Here is a 21,212-nt window from a genome sequence, read left to right as displayed (position 1 = left end):
CAATACATATACCTATTTATTCCATTAATTGATGAATTTGATAGAAAGAGAGACAGGCTGCTTACGAATGAGCAGCCTGTGAAGAGGTGAATGTTTTTTCTCGCAGGGCATTACGAAGTGTGTCAATGATACGATCCTGTTCAGCTTCTGTCATACTTGTTCCAGAGGGGAGACAAAGCCCTGTTTCAAATAACAACTCAGATACGGGAGTGCCTTTCGCTGCTGAATAAAAAGGACAATCACGAAAGAGCGGCTGCTGGTGCAGCGGCTTCCATACACGCCTTGCTTCGATCTGTTCTTTTTCTAGTGCAGCAATGATGTCCACTGGAGACGTTCTCTTATCACGATCAATAGTCAATGTCGTCAGCCAGCGGTTGGACTTGGTGCCTTGATATTCTGGCATGAAATACAGGCCCTCTACCTTAGATAAAGCATCCTGATAACGCTTGAAAATGCGTCGCTTCTGTTCAACACGCTCGTCCAATATTTCCATCTGAGCAATCCCGACGCCTGCTAGCAGGTTGCTCATGCGATAGTTGTATCCTATCTCTTGATGCTCATAATGCATGGCGCGTTCTCTAGCCTGTGAAGCGAGAAAGCGGCAGCGTTCGATCGCAGCTTCATCATCACTCACAAGCATACCGCCACCTGATGTTGTAATGATTTTATTTCCATTAAACGAATAGACACCGAACCTGCCCATTGAGCCGCTTTTTTTCCCTTTATATAGAGCACCTAACGATTCAGCCGCATCCTCAATGACTGGTACATCATATGCTTCACACAACGCCAGAATCTCGTCCATTTTTGCGCTTTGTCCATATAAATGCACGACAATAACAGCACGGGGTCTTTTTCCAAGTCGTTTTGATTCCACAAAGGCTTTCTCTAAAGCAAGCGGGCACATATTCCATGTATCTCTTTCAGAATCAATAAAAACGGGTGTGGCTTGTTCGTATAAAATCGGATTTGCAGTTGCAACAAATGTGAGGGTGGAACAAAAGACAATGTCACCTTTTTGAACGCCAATAAGCTTTAATGCAAGGTGAATTGCTGCTGTTCCAGAAGATAAAGCCGCTCCTGCATTCACTCCTGCATAGCGTGCGACTGCCTGCTCAAATTCATTCACAAGAGGTCCAAGCGGTGCAATCCAGTTACTCTTGAAAGCTTCCTCTATTTTCAGATACTCTTTTCCGCTCATATGCGGTGGTGATAAGTAAATTCGTTTCCTTTCTTGCATCATTTCCCACCTTCTCTCCGATCTTTGATTTCTATTGCAGGAATGCCTACAGCGACTTTCTGATCGTGTATATCTTTTGTTACTGCGGCTCCTGCGCCAATGATTGTCCAGCTTCCGATCGATATCCCGGGTATCACAACAGCACCTGCCCCAATATGGGTACCCATTCGTACAGACACACAGCCAGTTAACACTGCTCCTGGTGATAGGTGCACAAACGATTCGAGTATACAGTCATGCTCTACGATAGATCCTGTGTTGATAATCGCATGTTCACCGATTGCTGCATCTGCTTGAACCACTGCTCTTGCCATCACGACAGTTCCCCCTCCAATCACCGCTGATGGACTTATGACCGCCTCTGGATGGATGAGTGTGGCAAACGCCTTGTTTTCAAATGAGAGGCGTTCCTTTACTAGCTGTCTCATCTCATTTTGCCCAATAGCAATCAGCCATTTCATATGAGGCATTGTCTCTCTCAGCTGTTGACTCATGGAGATCGGTCCATACAAGATGCCGCTTTGAGTGGCCTCCTCTTCAAATTGATCATCTAATACGGCACATAATGAGTAATCGGGATGTGCAACAATCATTTCCTGAATGACTTTGCTATGCCCGCCAGCCCCAATTAAACCTATGGGTTGCTCTTTACATATCGGTTCCTTTGAATTTTTCAGCTGTGGCATGATGCGGCTGCTGCACCCCCTCTGTTTTGATGACTTTCAGCAAGGTCATCCATAAAATTTTCATATCAAGCCAAAATGATTGATGCTCGACATACCAGAGGTCATAGGTGAATTTCTCCTCCCAGGAGATCGTGTTCCTTCCATTCACCTGTGCCCATCCAGTAATGCCAGGCTTTACAAGATGGCGCCTTGCTTGCTCCTCTGTATACATCGGCAGATACTCCATCAGAAGAGGCCTTGGTCCAACGAGACTGAGCTCTCCTTTTAGGACATTGACTAATTGCGGCAATTCATCAAGACTGAGCTTGCGAATCAAGGCGCCGGTTTTTGTTAATCGAAGATGATCTGGCAGGAGCCCCCCGTGCTCGTCGCGTTCATCGGTCATCGTCCGAAATTTATATAGCATAAATGGCCGGCCATACAGACCAGGCCGCTTCTGCCGAAACAACACAGGCGTCCCAATTTTCCACCGAATCAGCCCATAAATCAGAAGAAAAAGAAGACTGCCTGCGATGAGCAGCGTCAATGCCACCATCACATCTAACATTCTTTTCATCATTAAATCTCCTTATCTCACTAGCGGGAAACAGCTTGTTTTACCTTATGCACCAGCTGCTGCCGCTCTCGTTTTGTTCCTGCAAATTGATACAAGTAGCCCATATAGATAATGAAACAAAGACCACCAATACAAAACAGCTCCAACCATGAGTTCACGTCATAAAACGCCTGAATCCCTGCACAGACGCCCCAAATCATGAGTGCTCCTGCAAGTGGAACCAATGTATGTTTGTAAAAGATGGTGCGTTTCTGATTCGTGATGCGGGCCGTATAAAATGGCAGAAACACGATATTTTTCATCAATAAAACTATCGCTCCTGCTGAGGCAATGCCATATAAGCCAAGCTGAAGCATATGAGTCAATCCATAGGCAAAAAGCACATTGGATACTCCTAATATGAGCGTGACCACCGCTGGAACTTTCAATCGATTAAAAGCGGTCGGCACATATGTCAGCGGTAAAAACATCAAGGTCAAACATAAATAAGCTGCATGAATCATGAGAAGCCATTTCAGCTCTTCAAAGGCAGGTCCAAGCCATAAAAGCATGAGCGGACCGGCGAGCCCTCCTAGTAGAGCGGCTGGGAACGCGACAAATAAACCGCTCCATTTAATGGCACTGGCTGCATATTGGATGAGACCTTCTTCATCTTGATTCGAGTAAAATTTCGTGATCGTTGGGGCAAATACAACCGCCAGTGTCCCTGCGAGTGTGCGTAATAATAATGGGAATTGTAAAATCGCCGCATACTGTCCCGTCGCTTCCGCTCCAATGAGCAGGTTGGTCATCAATAAGTCAATTTGTAAAAACAACAAAATCCCCATTTGCTCAAAAGAATGCCAGACCCCTGATCGAACAAGTGTGAGACTAGAAGATAATGAGACGTGCCGCCACTTAAACGAAAACCAAGGAATGAGTTTTTTAAAATAATAGATACCGATTCCCATAGCCGCCAAGCTTCCTATGACGGCCGCAAGCGGAATATGCCAGATGGCTGGTGCCGTCCATGTAAACAGCATCATAATCATAAATGCCCTCAAAAACATCTGAATGGCCTGACCAACACTTGATACATATAACTTATTCGCATAAAACGGCGCAGCCCCAATGCCGGACATGACAAAATTGAGCATAAATAAAAGACCCCCTAATATAAAAGCGGTCTGTGTGTCTTTTGCGAGATGAACAGGCACATGAAGCCACTCTACCAGCTGACGGGACATGAACAGACAAAACAGAAAAAGACTGATCGATAAAAAAATGGAACTAACGAAATAAGATGAGAGATAGCGCTGCGCCTTCTCCATTTCTCCTTTATGAGCCGCCACAGAAAAAAAGCGCACCACAACAGCACTTAATGAAGCCGTAATAACCGATAAATAGTTGATCATATTTTGCGTCAGATGAATTAAGCCGAATGCTTCCACTCCAAGTGTATGAACGATGTACGGTGTTAAACAAACAGACATAAGCATCATCAAGACAAACGTCATGAAGTTTGCACTGGCATTGTAAAGAAACGCTCGATTCATTTTGTTTTCACGCAGCGTTTAAAAGCTTTCATCCAGCTTCCTCTCCCTTTTGTCCGCTCGTTTTCATCAGCTGATGAATCGCCTCTTTCACAGCCGCCTCATTCGGTTCTTTTAATAGCGTCAAAAACGGAAGATGAGCCACCCATTCATACCCTTCCATCACCTTATGATCAAACGACCTGAGGACAACACATGGTGTATGCGTAATCGCACAAAAGATCATGCCATGAAGCCGGTCTGTCACGACGACCTGCGCCTTTCTTAACTCTGTCCATAAGGCAGATAATTCATCTAAGCGAGTCGTTCGATCAACTCGTTTGCCAATTGTCGTTGTGATGAAACCGACTTGATCATACGTGTCTTGAATATGCTGCTGCAGCTGCTGCCGCCTCTCCTTGGTGAGATAGGCTTCCTTATCCTCACGCAGACAAAGCAGAACCCCTTCACGTTTTTGTTCCTTTGATGCTTCGTCTAATGTCAGCACCATATCAGGCTGTTTCCACACATCTTGATCAGGGAAGTGCTGCTTCATCCAAGTATAGGTTGTTTGATCTCTTGCCATGAGAAGCAGCCTTGGATGATGTTTGTATGTCTGAATGGCGCGGCGTTCCTCTCTTTTTCCTCTCTTTGTTTCTGTAAAATGGGCAGTGGCCGGCAGTTGAATCACCGGATAGGACTTGAAGGTCTTCATGATAAATTGTCTCGTCCATTCTTCATAACGGTATAAGTCCCCCATATTGCCCCCACCGATGATACAGACGATGTCTTCTGGGTGCCGCATACGCTTTAACGGACGGGCGAGGCGATAGATCTCTTTCATGTCCACTTCCATGATGTCGTAGGCGGGAAAGTGCTCTTTTAAAAAACAATAACTCGCATAGGCAATCGCATGATCCCCTAAATTATCATGCCCTGGCAGCAGCGTGAGAATGATTTTCTTCTGATGACTCAGCTCTGGCAGGCTTTGGCGGCTCAGTCGATACTCAAGCGGATATTTAACCTTTAAAAGCAGCCACTCTGCGGCGTGCGCCTTCAATTGCTGCAATGTCAATCTCATCACCCCTATTTCCTTGTTTGATATTCGATCCATTTTTGATAGCTTGAAGCGGCGGCAGAAAGCGGATAAACCAGCCGGCACTTAGCAAGGAATAAAATCATTCGCTTTCGAGCGGTGAGCTTCGATGGTTCCACTTGTTTGACGGCATGCAGAAAGGCCTCGTGTGTCACCATTTCCCGCATGTGATCAAGCTTTTCCCGAATAGAGAGGGCATTTTGGCTCTTCCATTCGTTGAGCATACAATGAAGAGTATGATTGACAATAAAAAAATCAAGTGCCTTCTCATACAGAGAGATGTCATCATATTCTTTCAAAAACAAGCGCTGCGCATGATAAAAGGTCAGTCCATGATGAAAATACTGCTTCTGATATCGCTGCACAATAGATGACAGATGAACCCTGTAGTAATAAAGAGGTTCATGAACAAAGGCGATGCTGCGTGATAAAGAAAAACAGCGCAGCGTCACATATTGATCTTCTATGTTCTCAAGTTCTCCCCGCAGCGGAAATCGAATGTGATGTTCTTCGATAAAGGCACGCCGATACAGCTTATTCCATGAGAACCCCGTAATGTCTCCGTGCAATAACGCTTCAATTAAACTCGTCTTTTCGGCTGATCGCTCGGCTAACAGCGTCGTTGGTATGGTTCGCTTTGACTGTTCAAATTGAATCCAGTACTCACTGACAACAAGATCTGCGCCGGTCATTTCAGCTTTTTCATACAAGGCTTCACAGTAATGAGGCGCGAGAATATCATCTGAATCAATAAAGGCGATATACGTCCCTTTTGCTTCTTCGATGCCCCGGTTCCTCACAGCGCCTAACCCTTGATTGGTTTGATGAATGACCCGAAAGCGCTGATCTTGCGCAGCAAACGCTTCAAGATATTCTCCGCTGTGATCCGTCGATCCATCATTCACGAGAATGACCTCTATATCTGAAAAACTTTGATCTGCAATTGATTGAAGGCATTGCTCCACATATTGACTCGTATTGTAGACTGCGACCAATAGACTGATAGCTGGCATTACAACATGCCCCACCTTTCTCCAAATCTACTTTGTAAATATCGTCCTGTACGGTAACACAGATGAATCGAACGGCATCAGCATGATGCTGTACAGAATATAGCAAACAGCAATCCCTACATAGATAAAGACATTAGACCGCTGATCAAAAATACGTGTGAAATATGGCAGTAAAATAAGCTGATACAAGCCAAAATAGATATGAAATCTTGCATAAATGACATCCTTTGTAGCAAGGATGCCAAACAAGAAACCGAGCAAACAAAAATTCACAACGTAATCACTCTCAGGCGTCAGCTCACGAAGTCGTTTTCGATAAAGGAAAGCAAGCAAAAGCGGCAAAACCAACACACCAATTTTTGTCACATTCATTCCATTCGTATTCGTTGTGAGCCATTCCTCGTAATGCCCATATGAACTGCCTTGCAGCATCACGACAAACACGGAAACAAAGCGGTCATAAAGAGCAGTTAACCCTAAGAAAATCATGCATAAGACCAGCATCATCCAAGACCATGCTTTTGTTCTCACGATAAAATACACAGGAATCATGATGAGAGCCGATGAATGAAACAATGAACATACGAGGACAAGCGGAAAATACAATTTCCACTGACCATTGATCACAAGACGGATGGCATAAAAAAGAACCGCAGCCACCATATACTGACGCATGCCATTAAACGAAGCGTAATAATGAAAAGTGCCGAGAAAAAGCAGCATACTCAGCTCAAAGGGACGGCCATATTGAATGAGCGTCTTGATGATAAAAAAATAGGTGATCGCCCCAACCGAGATATACATGATTTGCGGATCACGGGACAGTTGATTGAGCATCCATAAAATAAACGTAAATCCTGGGTCAGTGGCCGCCTTGTCCACACCAAATCCGAATATATGCCAAGGCTTTTCATAATTGACGGAGAACTCATACATCTGTCCATATGTGACAAAATCGGTTCCTACTTTGTACCGAATACCAGCGACAATACAAAGAAACAAAAACGGAAATAACACCAGAATCTTGTTAGGCCGCCATCCGCTTTGAATGGTATCATCACGCCTGCCGTAAAATGCGGCAAAGCTCGACCATAAATAGACCAAAATCATGTTCACCAAATAAACCGCCATCTGCCATTCCTTCCTTACAGTCCATATCCATTCATCACACGTGTGATGTTCTGTTTGACATCAAATCCTCTTTGTTCAAGCTGGGACGTAATGGTCTCTTGAAGAGGAGGCTCTGCATGATATTCTTCAAGCACCGCCTTCATCCATTCATGCGCAGAATCCCGCAGCGACATTCTTTTCACAAGACCGCAGCCTAAATCCACTTCCTCTGTAATATGATCTGAAATCACACAAGGCAATCCAGATGCCTGTGCTTCCACTAATACAAGCGGAAGTCCTTCAAACAAAGATGGCATCACAAATACATCAAATGCTTTCATATACTGCGGAACGTCTGATACGACGCCTGTAAAGACAATGTCGTCTAACAAGCCTGCCTTCTCCGCATATGATTCAACCACCTGCCTCAGCGGTCCATCCCCTACAAGGACAAGTTGAAATGAGACCCCCTGCTTCTTTAAGGTCTGTGCCAGTTCCATAAAAAAAACGTGATTTTTTTGCTCATGAAACCGGCCAATATGACCAATAATCATGCTCTTTTCGTGAAGACCCAGCTGCTTTTTGATCTTCACCTTTTCGTCTGGATCAGGCTGAAAGAAAAGGGATAAATCAATCCCATTCGGCAGCACCTCAACTTGTCCATTCTTCATTTTTTTCTGCCCAAATAAAAAGGAACCGGCATCCTCACCGCATGCAACAAGCTGTGTAGAAAATGCAAAGATCAGCTGGCGAAACCCTTTGAGCATTATATGGTCAACCCAGTTTGGCGACTGTTTCCAAGCTGTATTATGAGAATGACAAATACGCACCTTCACACCCGCCAGTTTCGCAGCAAGTGCGGAGAAGCCTGTTTGAAAATCCGTATGGGCATGCACTGCCTGATACGGTCCTGTTCGTTTGATTGTCTTTGTCAATGTTTTCACAAATGCCAAAGGAGAGGATGCCCCAATACTTGGGACGTAGAAGATACGTCCCCCGAGCCTCTGAATTTCCTCATCATAATCACAGACATCCTTTCGGTGGGTAATGAAGTCAAATTGAAGGACATTTCTATCGAGTGCACGATAGATGTTCATGATCATCGTTTCAGCCCCGCCGCGGTTCATCCCGCCCACAATATGGAGTACACGCTTTGGCTCACTCATCCCGAATCGTCCTCCTTTTCAACAAAGACGCCTCCAGCTTCCGCTGGTGATAAAATTTCATGATCTTCGGTGATAAACAGGCGCGAACCACCGGCTTTATTGCAAACAGATAATGAACCGGCGACAATTTTAATAACCAGCATGCTTTTAAAACGAGCCAGGCATTATCTATCGAATATTGAAACTTACGGCGCTTAAAGGCCGCTTCATCCTCTCTCACAAGGTATAACGGCTCTTGTAAATTAAAGCCTTTTCTCCCCGCAGCAAAAAAACGGATCCACAGATCGATATCTTCCATCCGCCTTGTTGTTTTCACAGAGCGATACCCATGTAAAGCCTTGTATGCAGCATCCCTCATCATAATGGTTCCATGACAAAAAGGAGTCCCTTTTGCCAGCACCTTCCGATCAGGCTCTGAAATAAGTGCACGTACACCTTTTGTACCCGATTCATCAAACACCGTCATCGCCGTACCCACCACATCATATTCAGGATGTGTTTCTAGGAAATGAACCTGTTTTTCTAAACGAACTGATACTGATACATCGTCGCCATCCTGCCGTGCAATCAAGTCTCCCCTTGCTTCAGCTAGACAGCGATTCAGACTGGCAGCAAGCCTTTGATTATGCTCATTGCGGATAAGGCGAATTCTTTCAGGGTCTCGTTTTGTATAAGACAGCACTTTTTCATAGGTGTCGTCTGTTGATGCGTCATCACATATGATGAGCTCCCAATTGTCATATGTTTGATGAAGAATGGATTCAATACTTTCTTCTACTGTGTCTTGGCAATTGTAGACGCCCATGATGATAGACACCTTTGGCTTACGCATGCTCACATCACCTTCTCTGCTTGATCCATATAGGTTGTATAAATTTCTTCCATAGCACTCACCGCCTGCTCCTGTGCAAATGCATGCGCTAAGGAGCGTCCCGCTTTTCCCATGAGGGGCAGCTGATCCCTTTTGTGATAGAGCTGGTGCAAATATTCAGCCAAGCCATTTACATCATGCGGTTTGACTAAAAAACCATTCACGCCATGTCTGATAAGCTCACAGTGCCCTCTATTCTCTGTTGCAATGACTGGTTTTTCCGCAGACATCGCTTCAAGCAGATTCATGCCGAGGCCTTCTCTCAGACTAGTCGACACACATACATCACTCATATGCATCCATTCCTCAATTTGTTTGCAAAAACCAGCAAAGTGGACATGCTTTTCAAGATGGAGCCCGCAAACCAGCTTTTCATACATCGGCCTCATTGTGCCTTCCCCGGCAAACACGATCTTCACATTTGATATTTTCCTATATAGCTGGGCACATGCTTTGATGAGCATCCCTTGGTTTTTATTCGCATTTAATTCGCCAGCACACAGCACAATAAAATCTTCCGAAGAAAAGCCATAGACTGCACGAAGACGCTGCTTCTCTTTTTGATTAACTGGTGCAAATCGTTTCATATCCACACCCATACCCGGAACATAATAGACAGATGAACGCTCTTTTGATAGACGATCTGCTCTTTTAAAATCCTCTCCATTAATGGTGATCAGAGCGTCTGTATGGCGGGCGAGCCATCGCTCAATTGGATAATAGAGCAGCCAGTTTTGAAGCGGCGCCCCCTGCCAAAAGTGAAAGCCATGTGCTGTGTAAAGAACCTTCGTCCCTTTTTTGCGCGTGCTTTTGGCTGCAAGTCTGCCAATGACACTTCCCATTGGTGTGTGACAATGGATGAAGTCGTAGTGCTCTTTCGCTAACAGCTTCTTCAACTCCACATACGCAAACCGGTTGTGCACATGAAAAGGGGAGCGCTGAATCGGAATTGAGTGCGCTTGATCCACATAGGGCAGCTCCAGCTGACCATTTGCTGCTGTATGCACTTCCCATCCTTGTTCCTGAAACCACCGGAAATATGGAAGGTGAAATGCCTTAAAATGATAGTCAACCGTTGCGCAAAACAAGACTTTTTTCTTCATTGGCAAGCGCTTCCTCCTCTCTGGTCATCTGTTCAGACAACAAATCATGCGATTCGATGGCAGCAAACAATGCTTCTCTCATTTGCTCTTCACTCATCATGTCAAATTCATGGATAAAGCGGTTCAGCACATATGGATCACCATCCAGCGCATGGCCGATATGAATTTTCGGGAAAATTTGTTCCTGTGCTTTTTCATGCTGGTTGAGTAATTCTTCATACATTTTCTCCCCAGGACGAATGCCTGTGAACGTGATCGGAATCTGGTCTGTGGTATAGCCTGAGAGGTGAATGAGGTTTTCTGCGAGGTCAACAATTTTCACTGGCTCCCCCATATCTAATACAAAAATCTGTCTTCCTTCTGCCAATGCACCCGCCTGAATGACAAGCCTTGATGCTTCTGGAATGGTCATAAAATACCTTGTCATCGCTGGGTGCGTGACCGTGACCGGCCCGCCTTGTTCGATCTGTTTCTTAAAAATTGGAATGACGCTTCCCCTGCTTCCGAGTACATTTCCAAACCGAACCGCTACAAATTTTGTTTCACTGCCTGCCCCCATTTGCATGATCAGCATTTCAGCAAACCGCTTTGTGGCGCCCATCACATTGGCAGGATTGACCGCTTTGTCAGAGGAAATGAGGACGAATGTTTCAATGCCGTGCTCATGTGCAGCTTCTGCGACATTTTTTGTCCCGATAATATTGTTTTTCACTGCTTCTTTTGGACTGATCTCCATGAGCGGGACATGCTTATGTGCCGCGGCATGATAAATCATATCCGGCTGAAACTGACCAACGATTTCACTCATTTTCTGTTTATCTTGGATATCTGCAATTTGTGGATAGAGACTGATGGTGTCCCCATAAATTTCTTTCAGCTCTAGTAAAATAGAATGAATGCTAAATTCCCCGTGTCCCACAAGCACAATCGCTTGAGGAGCAAACACACAAATTTGACGACAGATTTCTGACCCAATCGATCCGCCTGCCCCTGTGACCATAATCGTTTTCCCCTTTAAATGGACAGATAGACGGCTTGAATCTAATTGAATCGGTTCTCTTCCGAGTAAATCCTCTGGCTGTACATCCCGTAATTGATTCAGCGCATGAGTTCCTTTTAAAATCTGCTCCATCTCTGGCATGATCTGCGTTTTGACCCCAGTCGCTACGCATTCCTTATACAGCCCTTTTAAGGTATGGCTGCTTTTGGACGGAATGGCGATGATGATCTTTTGAATATCCATCATCACAACAGCTGTTTGAATCTGTTCTTTTCCCCCTAGAACAGGCAGTCCCATGATTTCAAGCTTATGCTTCGTCTTGTCATCATCTATGAAGGCGACTGGTTCAATATGTACATCACTCGATTGCTGAAGCTGACGAACGATGATGGTCCCGGCTGATCCGGCGCCAATGATTAAGGCCCGCTCCTTTTCTACCTGCAGCCGCTTTGCACCATCATGAAATAGCCGGGATGCCATTCGAGATGCGCCGATGAATAATACGTGGAAAAGCCACACAATGAACAAAAACCGAAAGGGCCATGTCTGCACGAAAAGGTACAGCATTGCCATTGAAAATAAAAAAGAACACACAAAGGTCTTCATTAAAGAAAATAGCTCTCTTACCCCTGTATAAGCCCATACTTGCTTGTACACGTGAAAAATATACGAAAACAAATGGTGCCCAATGAGCAGACTGAGCGAAGAAATGACGAGCATTTCAAATGTATAAACAGTTAACGCCGCTTCTTGGACAAATTGAAAGCCAAAAAAGACAGCAACTAAGATGAGATATGAATCTAGTGCCACGATGATTGATAATCTTTGGGCGTAAGTCAACGCTCCTCCCCCTTTTTCAACATCACTATTCTTACGTAAAATGGGCATCAAACCCGTCCTCACACCCCACTATTGATGACGAGCATCTAAGGCATTTGTCATGCCCACAGCAGGATCGAGTGCCTCCATTGTTAAAGATTAGGAGACATCACCTATCAATCTTGTTAATACATATACAGCCTTCCCTTTTTCTCTTTCTTGCCATTTAGCATAGCCCCAAGCAGTTTACCTGTTGTTCCTTCTAACACTTCTTTTGATTTCTTCACAGCCGCTATCTTTGTTTTGCCGCTTAAGACAACAAGAATGCTCCCATCGGTCCGGTTCGCCAGGATCTTTGCATCGGCCACTGGCAGAAGCGGTGCGGAATCAACAATCACCATGTCATATTGCTGTTCAATTTCATAAAACAGCTGCTTCATGACAGAAGAGGAGAGCAGCTCAGCTGGATTCGGCGGAATGGTTCCGCTCGGAAGCAGCTCTAAATGCTCAATGGGTGTAGGCAAAATAGCTTCCTCCAAGCTGCAATTATTTAATAGTACATTGGTCAAACCCGTGTGATGACTCAGGTCAAAATATTCATGAACAGCCGGCTTTCGCAAATCAGCATCCATCAGCAGCACCCGCTTTTTCTGCTGTGCAAAAACAGCTGCTAGGTTTGCAGCCGTAAATGATTTCCCTTCCTTCGGCAAGGAGGATGTCACCAATATGGATTTCAGCCTTGTTTGGATTGATGTGAATTCGATGTTAGTTCGGATTGTACGGAATTGTTCTGCAATGACAGAGTGAGGATTTAATACAGAAATACAGGATAAATCTCTCTTTTCTCTTTTCTTCCTCTTAAAGATCAATGTTCTGTCCTCCCGTTATGACGGACTGCTTGTCTTTTTTTGCCCTCCTGTCTGCCTGCATCTGATAGACACTTCCGAGCGACGGCAATCCGATCTCTTCTCTTATTTGATGTGTTCGTTTTACAGTATCATCGAGTAAATTCATTAAGAAAATGAGTGTCATCCCCCCTAATAAAGAGGCACCTAGTGCCAGAACGATATGAACGAATTTTCTTGAATTCATGAGAATCGTATTGGACAGCTTGGCTTCAGACAAAACATTAATGCGATCCATATTCATGGTTTTTTTGATTTCTTCTTGCAGCACCTCTGTTGCGGTATTCGCAATGGCGACTGCCTTTGCGCGATCCTCATCTTGTACAGAAATATTGATGACCTCAGACTCATTTTCTGTACTTGTGGCAATTTTGTGTTTTAATCCTTCAGCTGATTCTGTGAGGTTGAGTGTTTCTTTTACTTTTTCAATGACGATCGGACTTTTTAATAAAACTTGAAAGGTACGTGTATATTGAAGGTTCATCTGAATATCGTTTAAGTTTGCTTGTGCGTCATTGCTGCGTTTATGAACAAGAATTTGAGTGGTTGCCTGATATACAGGAGTCGAGACATAGAACTGATAGTAGGCTGAAGTGCCCGTTACGATCAGGACAATCAGGATCAGAAGGGCCATTTTCTCTTTAATGACAGAAAACAGCTGCTTAAAACCTATATTCTCATTCATAGATACCTCCCGATTTCATTATAAAAAGGTTATATATGGTTTCTTTTTGTTAATGATTGGATTATAAAAGATAATACCCGCAAAGAAAAATGTCATAATAGGTCTTATAGTTCTTTTTAAAGAACGAAATCGTTCGTTTTCTTTTGTTTACTTCCTGTTTCTTACGTTTTTGAATTTTATAAAGAACAATTTATTTCTTATAATGAACGAAAAGGTCGCAGTACGATTCGCCAGGGAGAAGGGAGATCATTGATAAGAATGATAGGAAAGGTGATACGCATTTACCGAAAGAGGAAAGGATACTCCATTCAGCAGCTGGCTGAAGATGCCCATGTCTCTAAGTCGTATTTGAGTAAAATTGAGCGTGGTGTCCACAGAAATCCATCTGTCCAGTTTTTAAAAAAGGTATCCTCTTCACTAGAAATTGATTTACAAGAGCTGTTTGATGCAGAGACGATGATGTTTCATTACTCTGAGGGTGGTGAACACGAATGGCGGGAGCATATCGTCAATGCCGTCCAATCCGGCATGCCGAAAGAAGAACTCTATCAGCTGCTCCAAACGTACCGAAAGGAGCAGGAAGAAAAGACGTTACATGTCACTCATAGAAAGCTGACTGATTCGAATATATCAGAGTGGAAGCGTCTGATGAGTGAGGCGAAAGCTATCGGCTTAAGCATTGAGGAAGTAAAAGCATTCCTCGCCAACATGGGAGAACGACGGGCGTAAGCCTTTCAGGAAGAGTCAAATTGCGGGGAGAGGCGTTTGACGCTTCGCTGAAAAAGAGCCTTTTATCATGAAAAGGCTCTTTTTTCTCTTATTCTTCTTTTTTTGTTCGTGCTTTTTTCGTTATATCATTGTTTTTCCAATAGGCCCATAGTGATGTAATCCCAAGAAAGGCTAACGTGATAAATTGCTGAATACCTTCTTCATCAATAGGAATTGGGCTTTTTCCCGCAGCGGTTAGAGCACTGTTGACAAGCGCGAGCAAAAGCAGCACAAGCCTTGCGATTGTACCTGCACTAATTTTTTGAACCTTCAACTGTATCCCCTCCCTTTCTTCCCCTTCACGGGCGGTACTGCTCGTTCTCTCTCATATGTATGCAAAAACCGAATGAATAGAAGACCAGATCAAAAAAAGAGACATCATTCCCATAAAAGGAATGATGCCTGATTTCATTTTATTTTGATGTAGAAAACATCTCTTTTGCTTCATCCAATGCCATTTTATTGCCTAGTGCTGAGTAATCGAGCCATGGCTGATCGGCAATCGGATAGACTTGATTTTTCTTCACGGCTTTTAGACCCTTCCAAATCGGAGTCTTTTCTAATTGCTTGAATGCCTGCTGCGCTTTATCATCACGATTCACGACGACAAAGATAGCATCTGCATCATAGTCAGGAAGAACCTCTTGAGAAATCACTTCAAATGGCCGCTTGCTGTCCAGTTTCTTCACACCATCGACAGGTGTCAGACCTAAATCCTCGTATAAAATAGGACCCATTGGGCGCTTCATGCTAAATACTCGAAGCTCCTTTGCCGTCACACGGATCGCCATTACTTTCCCGTTTCCAATCTTTTGTTTGATGAGCGATTTGACTTCTTTTGCTTCTTGATTGTAATCCTGAATATATTGATCGGCTTCTTTTTCTTTATTGACGAGCTTGCCGATTTTTTTCAAATGATCACGCCAAGTGCCGTCATTTAAATTAAACACTTCCGTTTTGGCGATTTTCTTATATTTCGATAAGTCTTGTCCAGCTAGTTCTTCATCGACATAAATGACATCTGGTTGTAATGCAAGCAGTGACTCCATATCGGGATCGGCTGCGATGCCCAGCTTCTTCGTACCACTCAGCTGCTTTTTCGCATGTGGAAGGAAATCTTTTAAGTCCCCTCCTACAACAGAGCCTGCCGGCTTGATACCGAGTGCTAATAAGTCATTGGTTAAATGGATAGACAAGGAAGCAATTTTCGGTGTTCCATGATCATTTTGAGTTGTTGTATTCTTTGTTTCCTGTTGACCACAAGCGGCAAGCATAATGAAACAGAGCATTAAACCAAGCACAAGTAATTTTTTCATGATGAGTTCCTCTTTCACGTTTATTTCGTTTTTGTTAATAAATAGAGAAAATAAGGTGCGCCAATAAAAGCCACAACCACACCCGCTGGTATGGCATTTGGGGCAAAGATGGAACGTCCTATTGTATCGGCACTGACCAAAATCAACAAGCCAAGCAGCGCACTAACCGGTAAAAAATACTGATGGAGTGAGCCGACAAGCCGCCTTGCCAAATGCGGGGCGACAAGTCCAATAAAACCAATACCGCCTGTCATCGAAACACTTGCACTCGCCAAACCAACAGCCAAGGTCAGCAAAAGGAGACGCTGACGCTGGACACGTACACCTACACTTGAGGCGACAGCATCTCCTAATGTCAATGCATTGAGCGTGTTTGACTGCATCAGCGTAAGCGGCACAAGGCATACAATCCAAGGCAGAAGCGCTAACACATGAATCCAGTCTCTCCCCCAGACATTACCGACAAGCCATCTTGAAGCAAATGTGTAAGTATCTTCATCCAGCTTCAATGACAAATATAAAGTCAAAGCACTGAATCCCGCCGCAACCGCAATTCCTACTAGGATCAGCCGGATGGGAACAAGCCCTTCCTGCCGGTCATACGCCAGAAGCACGATGACCGCTGCCGCAAGAAGCCCTCCGCCAAATGTAAAGAGCGGAATAAGAAGAGATGGATTGCCTTCTAGTGCATGGAAATACGTCACAAACACGATTAAGCCAAATGCTGCTCCTGCATTCAGTCCAATAATTCCTGGATCGGCCAGCGGGTTACGAGATAAGCTCTGCAAAATGCCGCCCGCAATGCCAAGACCAATTCCCGCCAGCATCGTCACCACGATTCGAGGCAGACGATAGTCAAACAGCACCGTTTCACTTTGAAAATCCCCAAAGCCAAATAACGTTTTGACGACCACAAGAGGACTTAGTTTCAGCGTGCCGGTATTTAAGCTGTACAGCACAACAGCCGCAGTCAAACAAAGCAAAACGACTGTCACGACAAGAGCCCGCTGTTTCTCTCTCATGACAGGTTCCTCCCTTCTTTTCTGGCAATATATAAGAAGAAAGGAACACCGACAAGTGCCACCATCACGCCAATGGCAAGCTCTCGGGGCGGATTAACGGTGCGGCTGGCAAGGTCAGCAAAGACTAGCAGCACCGAGCCTAATATCGCCGACATCGGAATGACGAAACGATAGTTTACACCAACCAGCTTTCTTGCGATATGCGGGATGACAAGACCGACAAATCCAATCGATCCGACTGCTGATACAGAAACCCCTGCTAATAATACGGCAGCTGCCATTCCTAGTATTCGCACTTGTCGTGTTTTCACCCCTAAATTTGCCGCTACATCTTCACCGAGCGACAGCAGCGACAGTGAACGCCCTAATAGCATCGCCCATACGATCACTATCAGAATGACTGGGGCAAGAATCGTCAGCTGCGGCCATTTCACACCAGCCACACCGCCTGCATACCAAAACGCAAGGTCCTGACTCAAGTCAAAATAAATCGCGATCCCAGAGCTAAGCGCATGAAGCAATGCAGCCACAACGGCTCCTGCTACAGTTAAGCGCAGCGGTGTCAAAACGCCACCAGCCGCCCCAATCGCAAAGATCAGCAGCGTACTAAGCACTGCACCAATAAAGGAAAAAAACATAAGTGCCGAATAAGGCATTTCTGGGAAAAAGGCAAAACAGAGAGCGACCACAAACATCGCACCGCCATTAATGCCCAGAATCCCCGCATCTGCCAGCGGGTTTCTTGTGATGCCCTGCATGAGCGCACCTGCTACGGCAAATGCCGCTCCAACAAGAGCTGCTCCTAAAACACGAGGAAGTCTTAATTCATGGATGATCTGCTGCTCTGTGACATCTGACTGATAGTCAAATACAGCTGTCCAAACCGTTTGCAGAGACAATGTTTTGGCACCATATGACACAGCCAAAAACATGGCAGCCGCCAAACCAATGACGGCGAGAAAAAATATCAAAAAGAACAGAATATGTGATGATCGTTTTTGTTGAGGTGTTCGCTTATCCTGCAAAATCGGTGTCATCCTTTTCTTCATTAAAAGTCAGTTTGAAAATGAGAATCATAATCATCAAAATTATAGCCGTCTGCCTCTGAAAAATCAATGTACGCCCTTTTTTTTAATTAATGAAGGTATGTGCGTGGCAGCAAAATGAGGTGCCTTTTGCTCGTTTGGAATGGCCTATCATTTTTTCTCATAGTTTAATAGGAAAATAGTTGACATTCCGCCTGAACATCCTCTAAAATTACAAAAGTAAGTCAAATGTTATAAAAATATTACAAACAGATGTCAAACTGATAAAGAATGGCCCGTCATGAGAGGAGATTTGAACGTTGTGTCATTAAAGGGAAAATGGAGTATCAGCCTATTTGCACTTGCGATCATCATTGGAGTCGTTGCTTTCTTTCAAAATCAACAAGCAAGCGGTACAGAGAAGAAAAATGTAAAGCAGGATACGAACTATAAAAACGTCGAAATCGTTACTCTCGTAAATGACGGGAAATTTATGAGATATGCAGTCAACTATCCTCTTTTTCATCAAAAACAGCTAGATGACAAGATTCAAAGCTACGCCAATTCAGCATTAGAGCATTTCAAAAAGACGTTTAGTGAAGCCAAGGACATCGATGAAAACAAACGCTTTGAACTGAATATTGATTATGATATGGTGCATTATGCGAAGCAGTCTGCTGCTATTCGCTTTACGACTTATACCTATACAGGTCAGCAAAATGGGACCACCAATCATCTCACGATCAACTATGATTTTCAGAAAAAAACCTTTCTTGACACAAAAGATTTATTTCTGCCTAAAACCAACTTTTTGAAGAAATTATCCTACATTACATATTCAGAGCTTCAAAAGGACAAAACCTTATCTAAGGATCAGACTCTCCTTCAGAAAGGAACAGCCCCTACTGCTCAAAACTTCAGTCAATTTGCCTTGAAAGAGAAATATGTAGAATTTTATTTCCCAGCATCTCAAGTAGCCGACAAGGATCTTGGTCCGCAAACACTCGCAATTAAAAAGACGCTGCTGAAAGATATATTAAAGCCAGAATATATGAATAAAACCAATAACCAAAATGAAATGAAAGAACCAAATCCGAAAAGAAAAGCCGTCAAGCTGCCGCAAAAATCAAAGCTTGACCCTAATAAAAAAGCCATCGCCCTCACATTTGATGATGGTCCGAACCCAGCGACAACATCAAAAATTTTAGATGCATTAAAGGCAAATAAAGGACATGCGACCTTTTTCGTATTAGGCAGCAGGGTGCAGTATTATCCTAGTATGCTTGCAGATATTCTAAAAGGCGGGAATGAAATCGGAAACCATTCTTACAGTCATCCTTTATTAACAAGACTGCCTTTAAAGGAGGCGGTGAAACAAGTGAAGGACACCCAGCAGTTGATTGAGAAAGCGAGCGGGTATACACCTACGCACTTTAGACCGCCATATGGTGGAACAAATCAAGACATCAATCAAGCGGTTGGGATGAAGGTCTCTTTATGGGATGTTGATCCAGAGGATTGGAAAATTCGCAACAGTCAGCAGATCACAAACCACGTTCTCTCACATGCAGCAGATGGCAGAACAGTGTTAATGCACGATATTTATGACAGCTCAGCTCAAGCAGCAGTGAAGATCATCCATGAGCTCACCAAACAAGGCTATCAGCTGGTCACAGTAAGTGAACTTGAACAATTAACAAAAGAACGGCATGAACAAGCCCCTGTGCAGTAAACACAGGGGTTTTCTTTATGACTCCAAAGACTTCTTTTGTTTCAATAATGCTTGAAATGTCTCTTCCAGCTCCTGAGACGGCTCAATACTTAAACGGCTGAGCACTTCAGACAGCTGCATATCAATTAAAAGAAGCTCCTCTTCTCTTTGTGTAACAGCTGGTTTGTCGTCCTTTTGTTTATACGCTTCATATGTGCCGTCAAATGCTTCAATTCGTTTTTCGTGAACATGGAAAATACGAGTGGCCACCTTCTCAATCAGTCTGCGATCATGGGATACAAACACAACGGTACCCGGGTAATCCTTCAATAGACCTTCAAGCGCTTCAACTGCCGACAGATCTAGAAAGTTCGTCGGTTCATCCAGCATGAGGACATTGGCATCGCTGACAAGCAAGGACGCAAGCATGGTCTTCACCCGTTCTCCCCCGCTTAACACCCTAACAGGTTTATGCACATCATCCCCTCGAAATCCGAGTCTCGCTAAAACCGTTCGTACCACTGTCTCATCTTGAACAGCCTCTTTCAGCGCATTTTGTAAAATCGATTCATCTACCTTCAATCCTGAAAGATCCTGACGAAAATAGCCGAGCTTGACAGCTTCTGAGCGAGACACACCGGGATGCCCATTCACCAGCATTCGGAGAAATGTCGTTTTCCCGCTCCCATTCTTGCCGATAATGGCGACTTTGTCCCCGCCTCTCACTTCCACATTTGCCTGCTTCCAAAGCAATTGATCGCCCGCCTTGCCATCTACATTTTTCACTCGCAAAATAGTACGGCTCGCTACTTCCTTCATTGTATGCTGAGTCATTTGAATGGGCTGAATGTCTTTTACTTTCTCAACCTTTTCTAATTTCTCCATCCTTGTCTCAATGGATTTGGCTGTTTTTTGCAGCTTTTTTTGCTTATTAGCATAGTAGGGCTTTGCAATTTTTGGCCCTGAGGATTTCAGCTTTTGGGATGGCTTTGTTGCTTTGTCGGCTTTTTTCTTTTTCTTTTCAAGCGCATGCTCTAACTGTTTTTTCTTTTGTGTATAAGCTTCGTACGCTTCCACCTGCTGACGATGCGCCAGCTCTTTTTGCTGTGCAAATTGCGAGTAGTTGCCTTTGTATTGATTAAGCCGTCCATGATCCAGCTCCCAAATCTCCGTACATACCGCATCTAAAAAAGCACGATCATGTGAAACGACAATGAGGGCCCCTTGATAATGATGCAGCTTCTCTTCCAGCCACTCAATGTGCTCTGTATCTAAATGAGTCGTCGGTTCATCTGCTAATAAAAGGGCAGAAGGACGGTTTAACGCGCTTTCAATATAAGTCTGGGTCATCTCACCACCGCTCTGTGTGCCATCCGCTTGTTTCAGCTGAGGAAGCAGTGTACAAGTTGTTGTGGCAGCAAACGTGCCACTGTCTGGTTTCTCTTGCCCCGCCAGCACATGCAATAAAGTCGTTTTCCCGCTGCCATTTGTTCCAACAAGGCCGATGCGGTCATCTTGATGGATGGCAAGCTCCTCAATATCAAATAACAATCGATCTTTTCGAAAAATCTTTAACTGATTGGCTTTTAATAACATCCAACCCTCTCCT

At 44.2% G+C, this 21,212-nt stretch carries 20 protein-coding genes; 2 read left to right on the top strand and 18 right to left on the bottom strand.

What is annotated here, in order from left to right; genetic code table 11:
• Window positions 1-61 precede the first annotated feature (61 nt).
• From C6348_RS14090 to C6348_RS14030, 13 genes are all read right to left on the bottom strand, one after another.
• Window positions 62-1,240: a DegT/DnrJ/EryC1/StrS family aminotransferase gene (locus C6348_RS14090; protein ID WP_060597334.1), complete on the bottom strand. Its 1,179-nt coding sequence runs from the start codon at window positions 1,238-1,240 to the stop codon at window positions 62-64.
• Entirely contained in the window at window positions 1,240-1,926 is a 687-nt protein-coding gene (locus tag C6348_RS14085; protein ID WP_066030348.1) for an acetyltransferase, read from the bottom strand. Before C6348_RS14085 ends, C6348_RS14090 begins: the two co-directional genes overlap by 1 nt.
• Entirely contained in the window at window positions 1,889-2,482 is a 594-nt protein-coding gene (locus tag C6348_RS14080; protein WP_034660037.1) for a sugar transferase, read from the bottom strand. Before C6348_RS14080 ends, C6348_RS14085 begins: the two co-directional genes overlap by 38 nt.
• Window positions 2,483-2,502: 20 nt before the next feature.
• Window positions 2,503-4,017 (bottom strand): MATE family efflux transporter, encoded by a 1,515-nt coding sequence (locus tag C6348_RS14075; protein WP_106043559.1) that lies wholly within the window; start codon window positions 4,015-4,017, stop codon window positions 2,503-2,505.
• A 28-nt stretch (window positions 4,018-4,045) separates the two neighbouring features.
• Window positions 4,046-5,074, bottom strand: a complete 1,029-nt coding sequence (locus C6348_RS14070; protein ID WP_106043558.1) for a polysaccharide pyruvyl transferase family protein — start codon at window positions 5,072-5,074, stop codon at window positions 4,046-4,048.
• Window positions 5,075-5,079: 5 nt separating this feature from the next.
• Window positions 5,080-6,102, bottom strand: a complete 1,023-nt coding sequence (locus C6348_RS14065; RefSeq protein WP_106043557.1) for a glycosyltransferase family 2 protein — start codon at window positions 6,100-6,102, stop codon at window positions 5,080-5,082.
• A gap of 27 nt (window positions 6,103-6,129) precedes the next feature.
• Window positions 6,130-7,233 carry an EpsG family protein gene (locus tag C6348_RS14060; RefSeq protein WP_106043556.1) on the bottom strand — a complete coding sequence of 368 codons (1,104 nt, stop codon included), beginning with the start codon at window positions 7,231-7,233 and terminating at the stop codon, window positions 6,130-6,132.
• Window positions 7,234-7,247: 14 nt separating this feature from the next.
• Entirely contained in the window at window positions 7,248-8,378 is a 1,131-nt protein-coding gene (locus C6348_RS14055; protein ID WP_106043555.1) for a glycosyltransferase family 1 protein, read from the bottom strand.
• Window positions 8,371-9,210: a glycosyltransferase EpsE gene (gene epsE, locus C6348_RS14050; protein WP_106043554.1), complete on the bottom strand. Its 840-nt coding sequence runs from the start codon at window positions 9,208-9,210 to the stop codon at window positions 8,371-8,373. Before epsE ends, C6348_RS14055 begins: the two co-directional genes overlap by 8 nt.
• 2 nt (window positions 9,211-9,212) lie before the next feature.
• Window positions 9,213-10,352 carry a glycosyltransferase family 4 protein gene (locus C6348_RS14045; protein ID WP_106043553.1) on the bottom strand — a complete coding sequence of 380 codons (1,140 nt, stop codon included), beginning with the start codon at window positions 10,350-10,352 and terminating at the stop codon, window positions 9,213-9,215.
• The gene (locus C6348_RS14040; protein WP_034660046.1) at window positions 10,318-12,192 is read right to left on the bottom strand and encodes a polysaccharide biosynthesis protein; all 1,875 of its coding nucleotides are present in this window, start codon (window positions 12,190-12,192) and stop codon (window positions 10,318-10,320) included. The genes C6348_RS14045 and C6348_RS14040 overlap by 35 nt, the downstream gene beginning before the upstream one ends.
• A gap of 164 nt (window positions 12,193-12,356) precedes the next feature.
• Window positions 12,357-13,040 carry a CpsD/CapB family tyrosine-protein kinase gene (locus C6348_RS14035; RefSeq protein ID WP_034316653.1) on the bottom strand — a complete coding sequence of 228 codons (684 nt, stop codon included), beginning with the start codon at window positions 13,038-13,040 and terminating at the stop codon, window positions 12,357-12,359.
• Window positions 13,030-13,761, bottom strand: a complete 732-nt coding sequence (locus tag C6348_RS14030; RefSeq protein ID WP_034660050.1) for a YveK family protein — start codon at window positions 13,759-13,761, stop codon at window positions 13,030-13,032. The genes C6348_RS14035 and C6348_RS14030 overlap by 11 nt, the downstream gene beginning before the upstream one ends.
• A gap of 258 nt (window positions 13,762-14,019) precedes the next feature.
• Between C6348_RS14030 and slrR the strand changes: the two genes are divergently transcribed.
• Window positions 14,020-14,490 (top strand): HTH-type transcriptional regulator SlrR, encoded by a 471-nt coding sequence (gene slrR, locus C6348_RS14025; RefSeq protein ID WP_034660051.1) that lies wholly within the window; start codon window positions 14,020-14,022, stop codon window positions 14,488-14,490.
• An 88-nt stretch (window positions 14,491-14,578) separates the two neighbouring features.
• Here slrR and C6348_RS14020 read toward each other — a convergent pair whose 3' ends face one another.
• The 4 genes from C6348_RS14020 to C6348_RS14005 form a co-directional block, all read right to left on the bottom strand.
• On the bottom strand, window positions 14,579-14,803 hold the full coding sequence (locus C6348_RS14020; protein WP_034660052.1) for a phage holin: 225 nt from the start codon (window positions 14,801-14,803) through the stop codon (window positions 14,579-14,581).
• Between the two features lie 139 nt (window positions 14,804-14,942).
• Window positions 14,943-15,848 (bottom strand): iron-hydroxamate ABC transporter substrate-binding protein, encoded by a 906-nt coding sequence (locus C6348_RS14015; protein WP_189293926.1) that lies wholly within the window; start codon window positions 15,846-15,848, stop codon window positions 14,943-14,945.
• 17 nt (window positions 15,849-15,865) lie between these two features.
• Window positions 15,866-16,867, bottom strand: coding sequence for a FecCD family ABC transporter permease (locus C6348_RS14010; RefSeq protein WP_106043551.1), 1,002 nt, complete (start codon window positions 16,865-16,867; stop codon window positions 15,866-15,868).
• Window positions 16,864-17,892, bottom strand: a complete 1,029-nt coding sequence (locus C6348_RS14005) for a FecCD family ABC transporter permease (protein ID WP_181185428.1) — start codon at window positions 17,890-17,892, stop codon at window positions 16,864-16,866. The genes C6348_RS14010 and C6348_RS14005 overlap by 4 nt, the downstream gene beginning before the upstream one ends.
• A gap of 322 nt (window positions 17,893-18,214) precedes the next feature.
• Between C6348_RS14005 and C6348_RS14000 the strand changes: the two genes are divergently transcribed.
• Window positions 18,215-19,624: a polysaccharide deacetylase family protein gene (locus C6348_RS14000; protein ID WP_060597344.1), complete on the top strand. Its 1,410-nt coding sequence runs from the start codon at window positions 18,215-18,217 to the stop codon at window positions 19,622-19,624.
• A gap of 15 nt (window positions 19,625-19,639) precedes the next feature.
• Here C6348_RS14000 and abc-f read toward each other — a convergent pair whose 3' ends face one another.
• Window positions 19,640-21,199 carry a ribosomal protection-like ABC-F family protein gene (gene abc-f / locus C6348_RS13995; protein ID WP_223251582.1) on the bottom strand — a complete coding sequence of 520 codons (1,560 nt, stop codon included), beginning with the start codon at window positions 21,197-21,199 and terminating at the stop codon, window positions 19,640-19,642.
• Window positions 21,200-21,212: the final 13 nt, after the last annotated feature.

Source organism: Bacillus sp. YBWC18, assembly GCF_002998775.1.
Taxonomy (GTDB): Bacteria; Bacillota; Bacilli; order Bacillales; family Bacillaceae; genus Bacillus.
The sequence above is the reverse complement of the archived record's forward strand: the minus strand, read 5'-3'. Positions and strand labels throughout refer to the sequence as shown.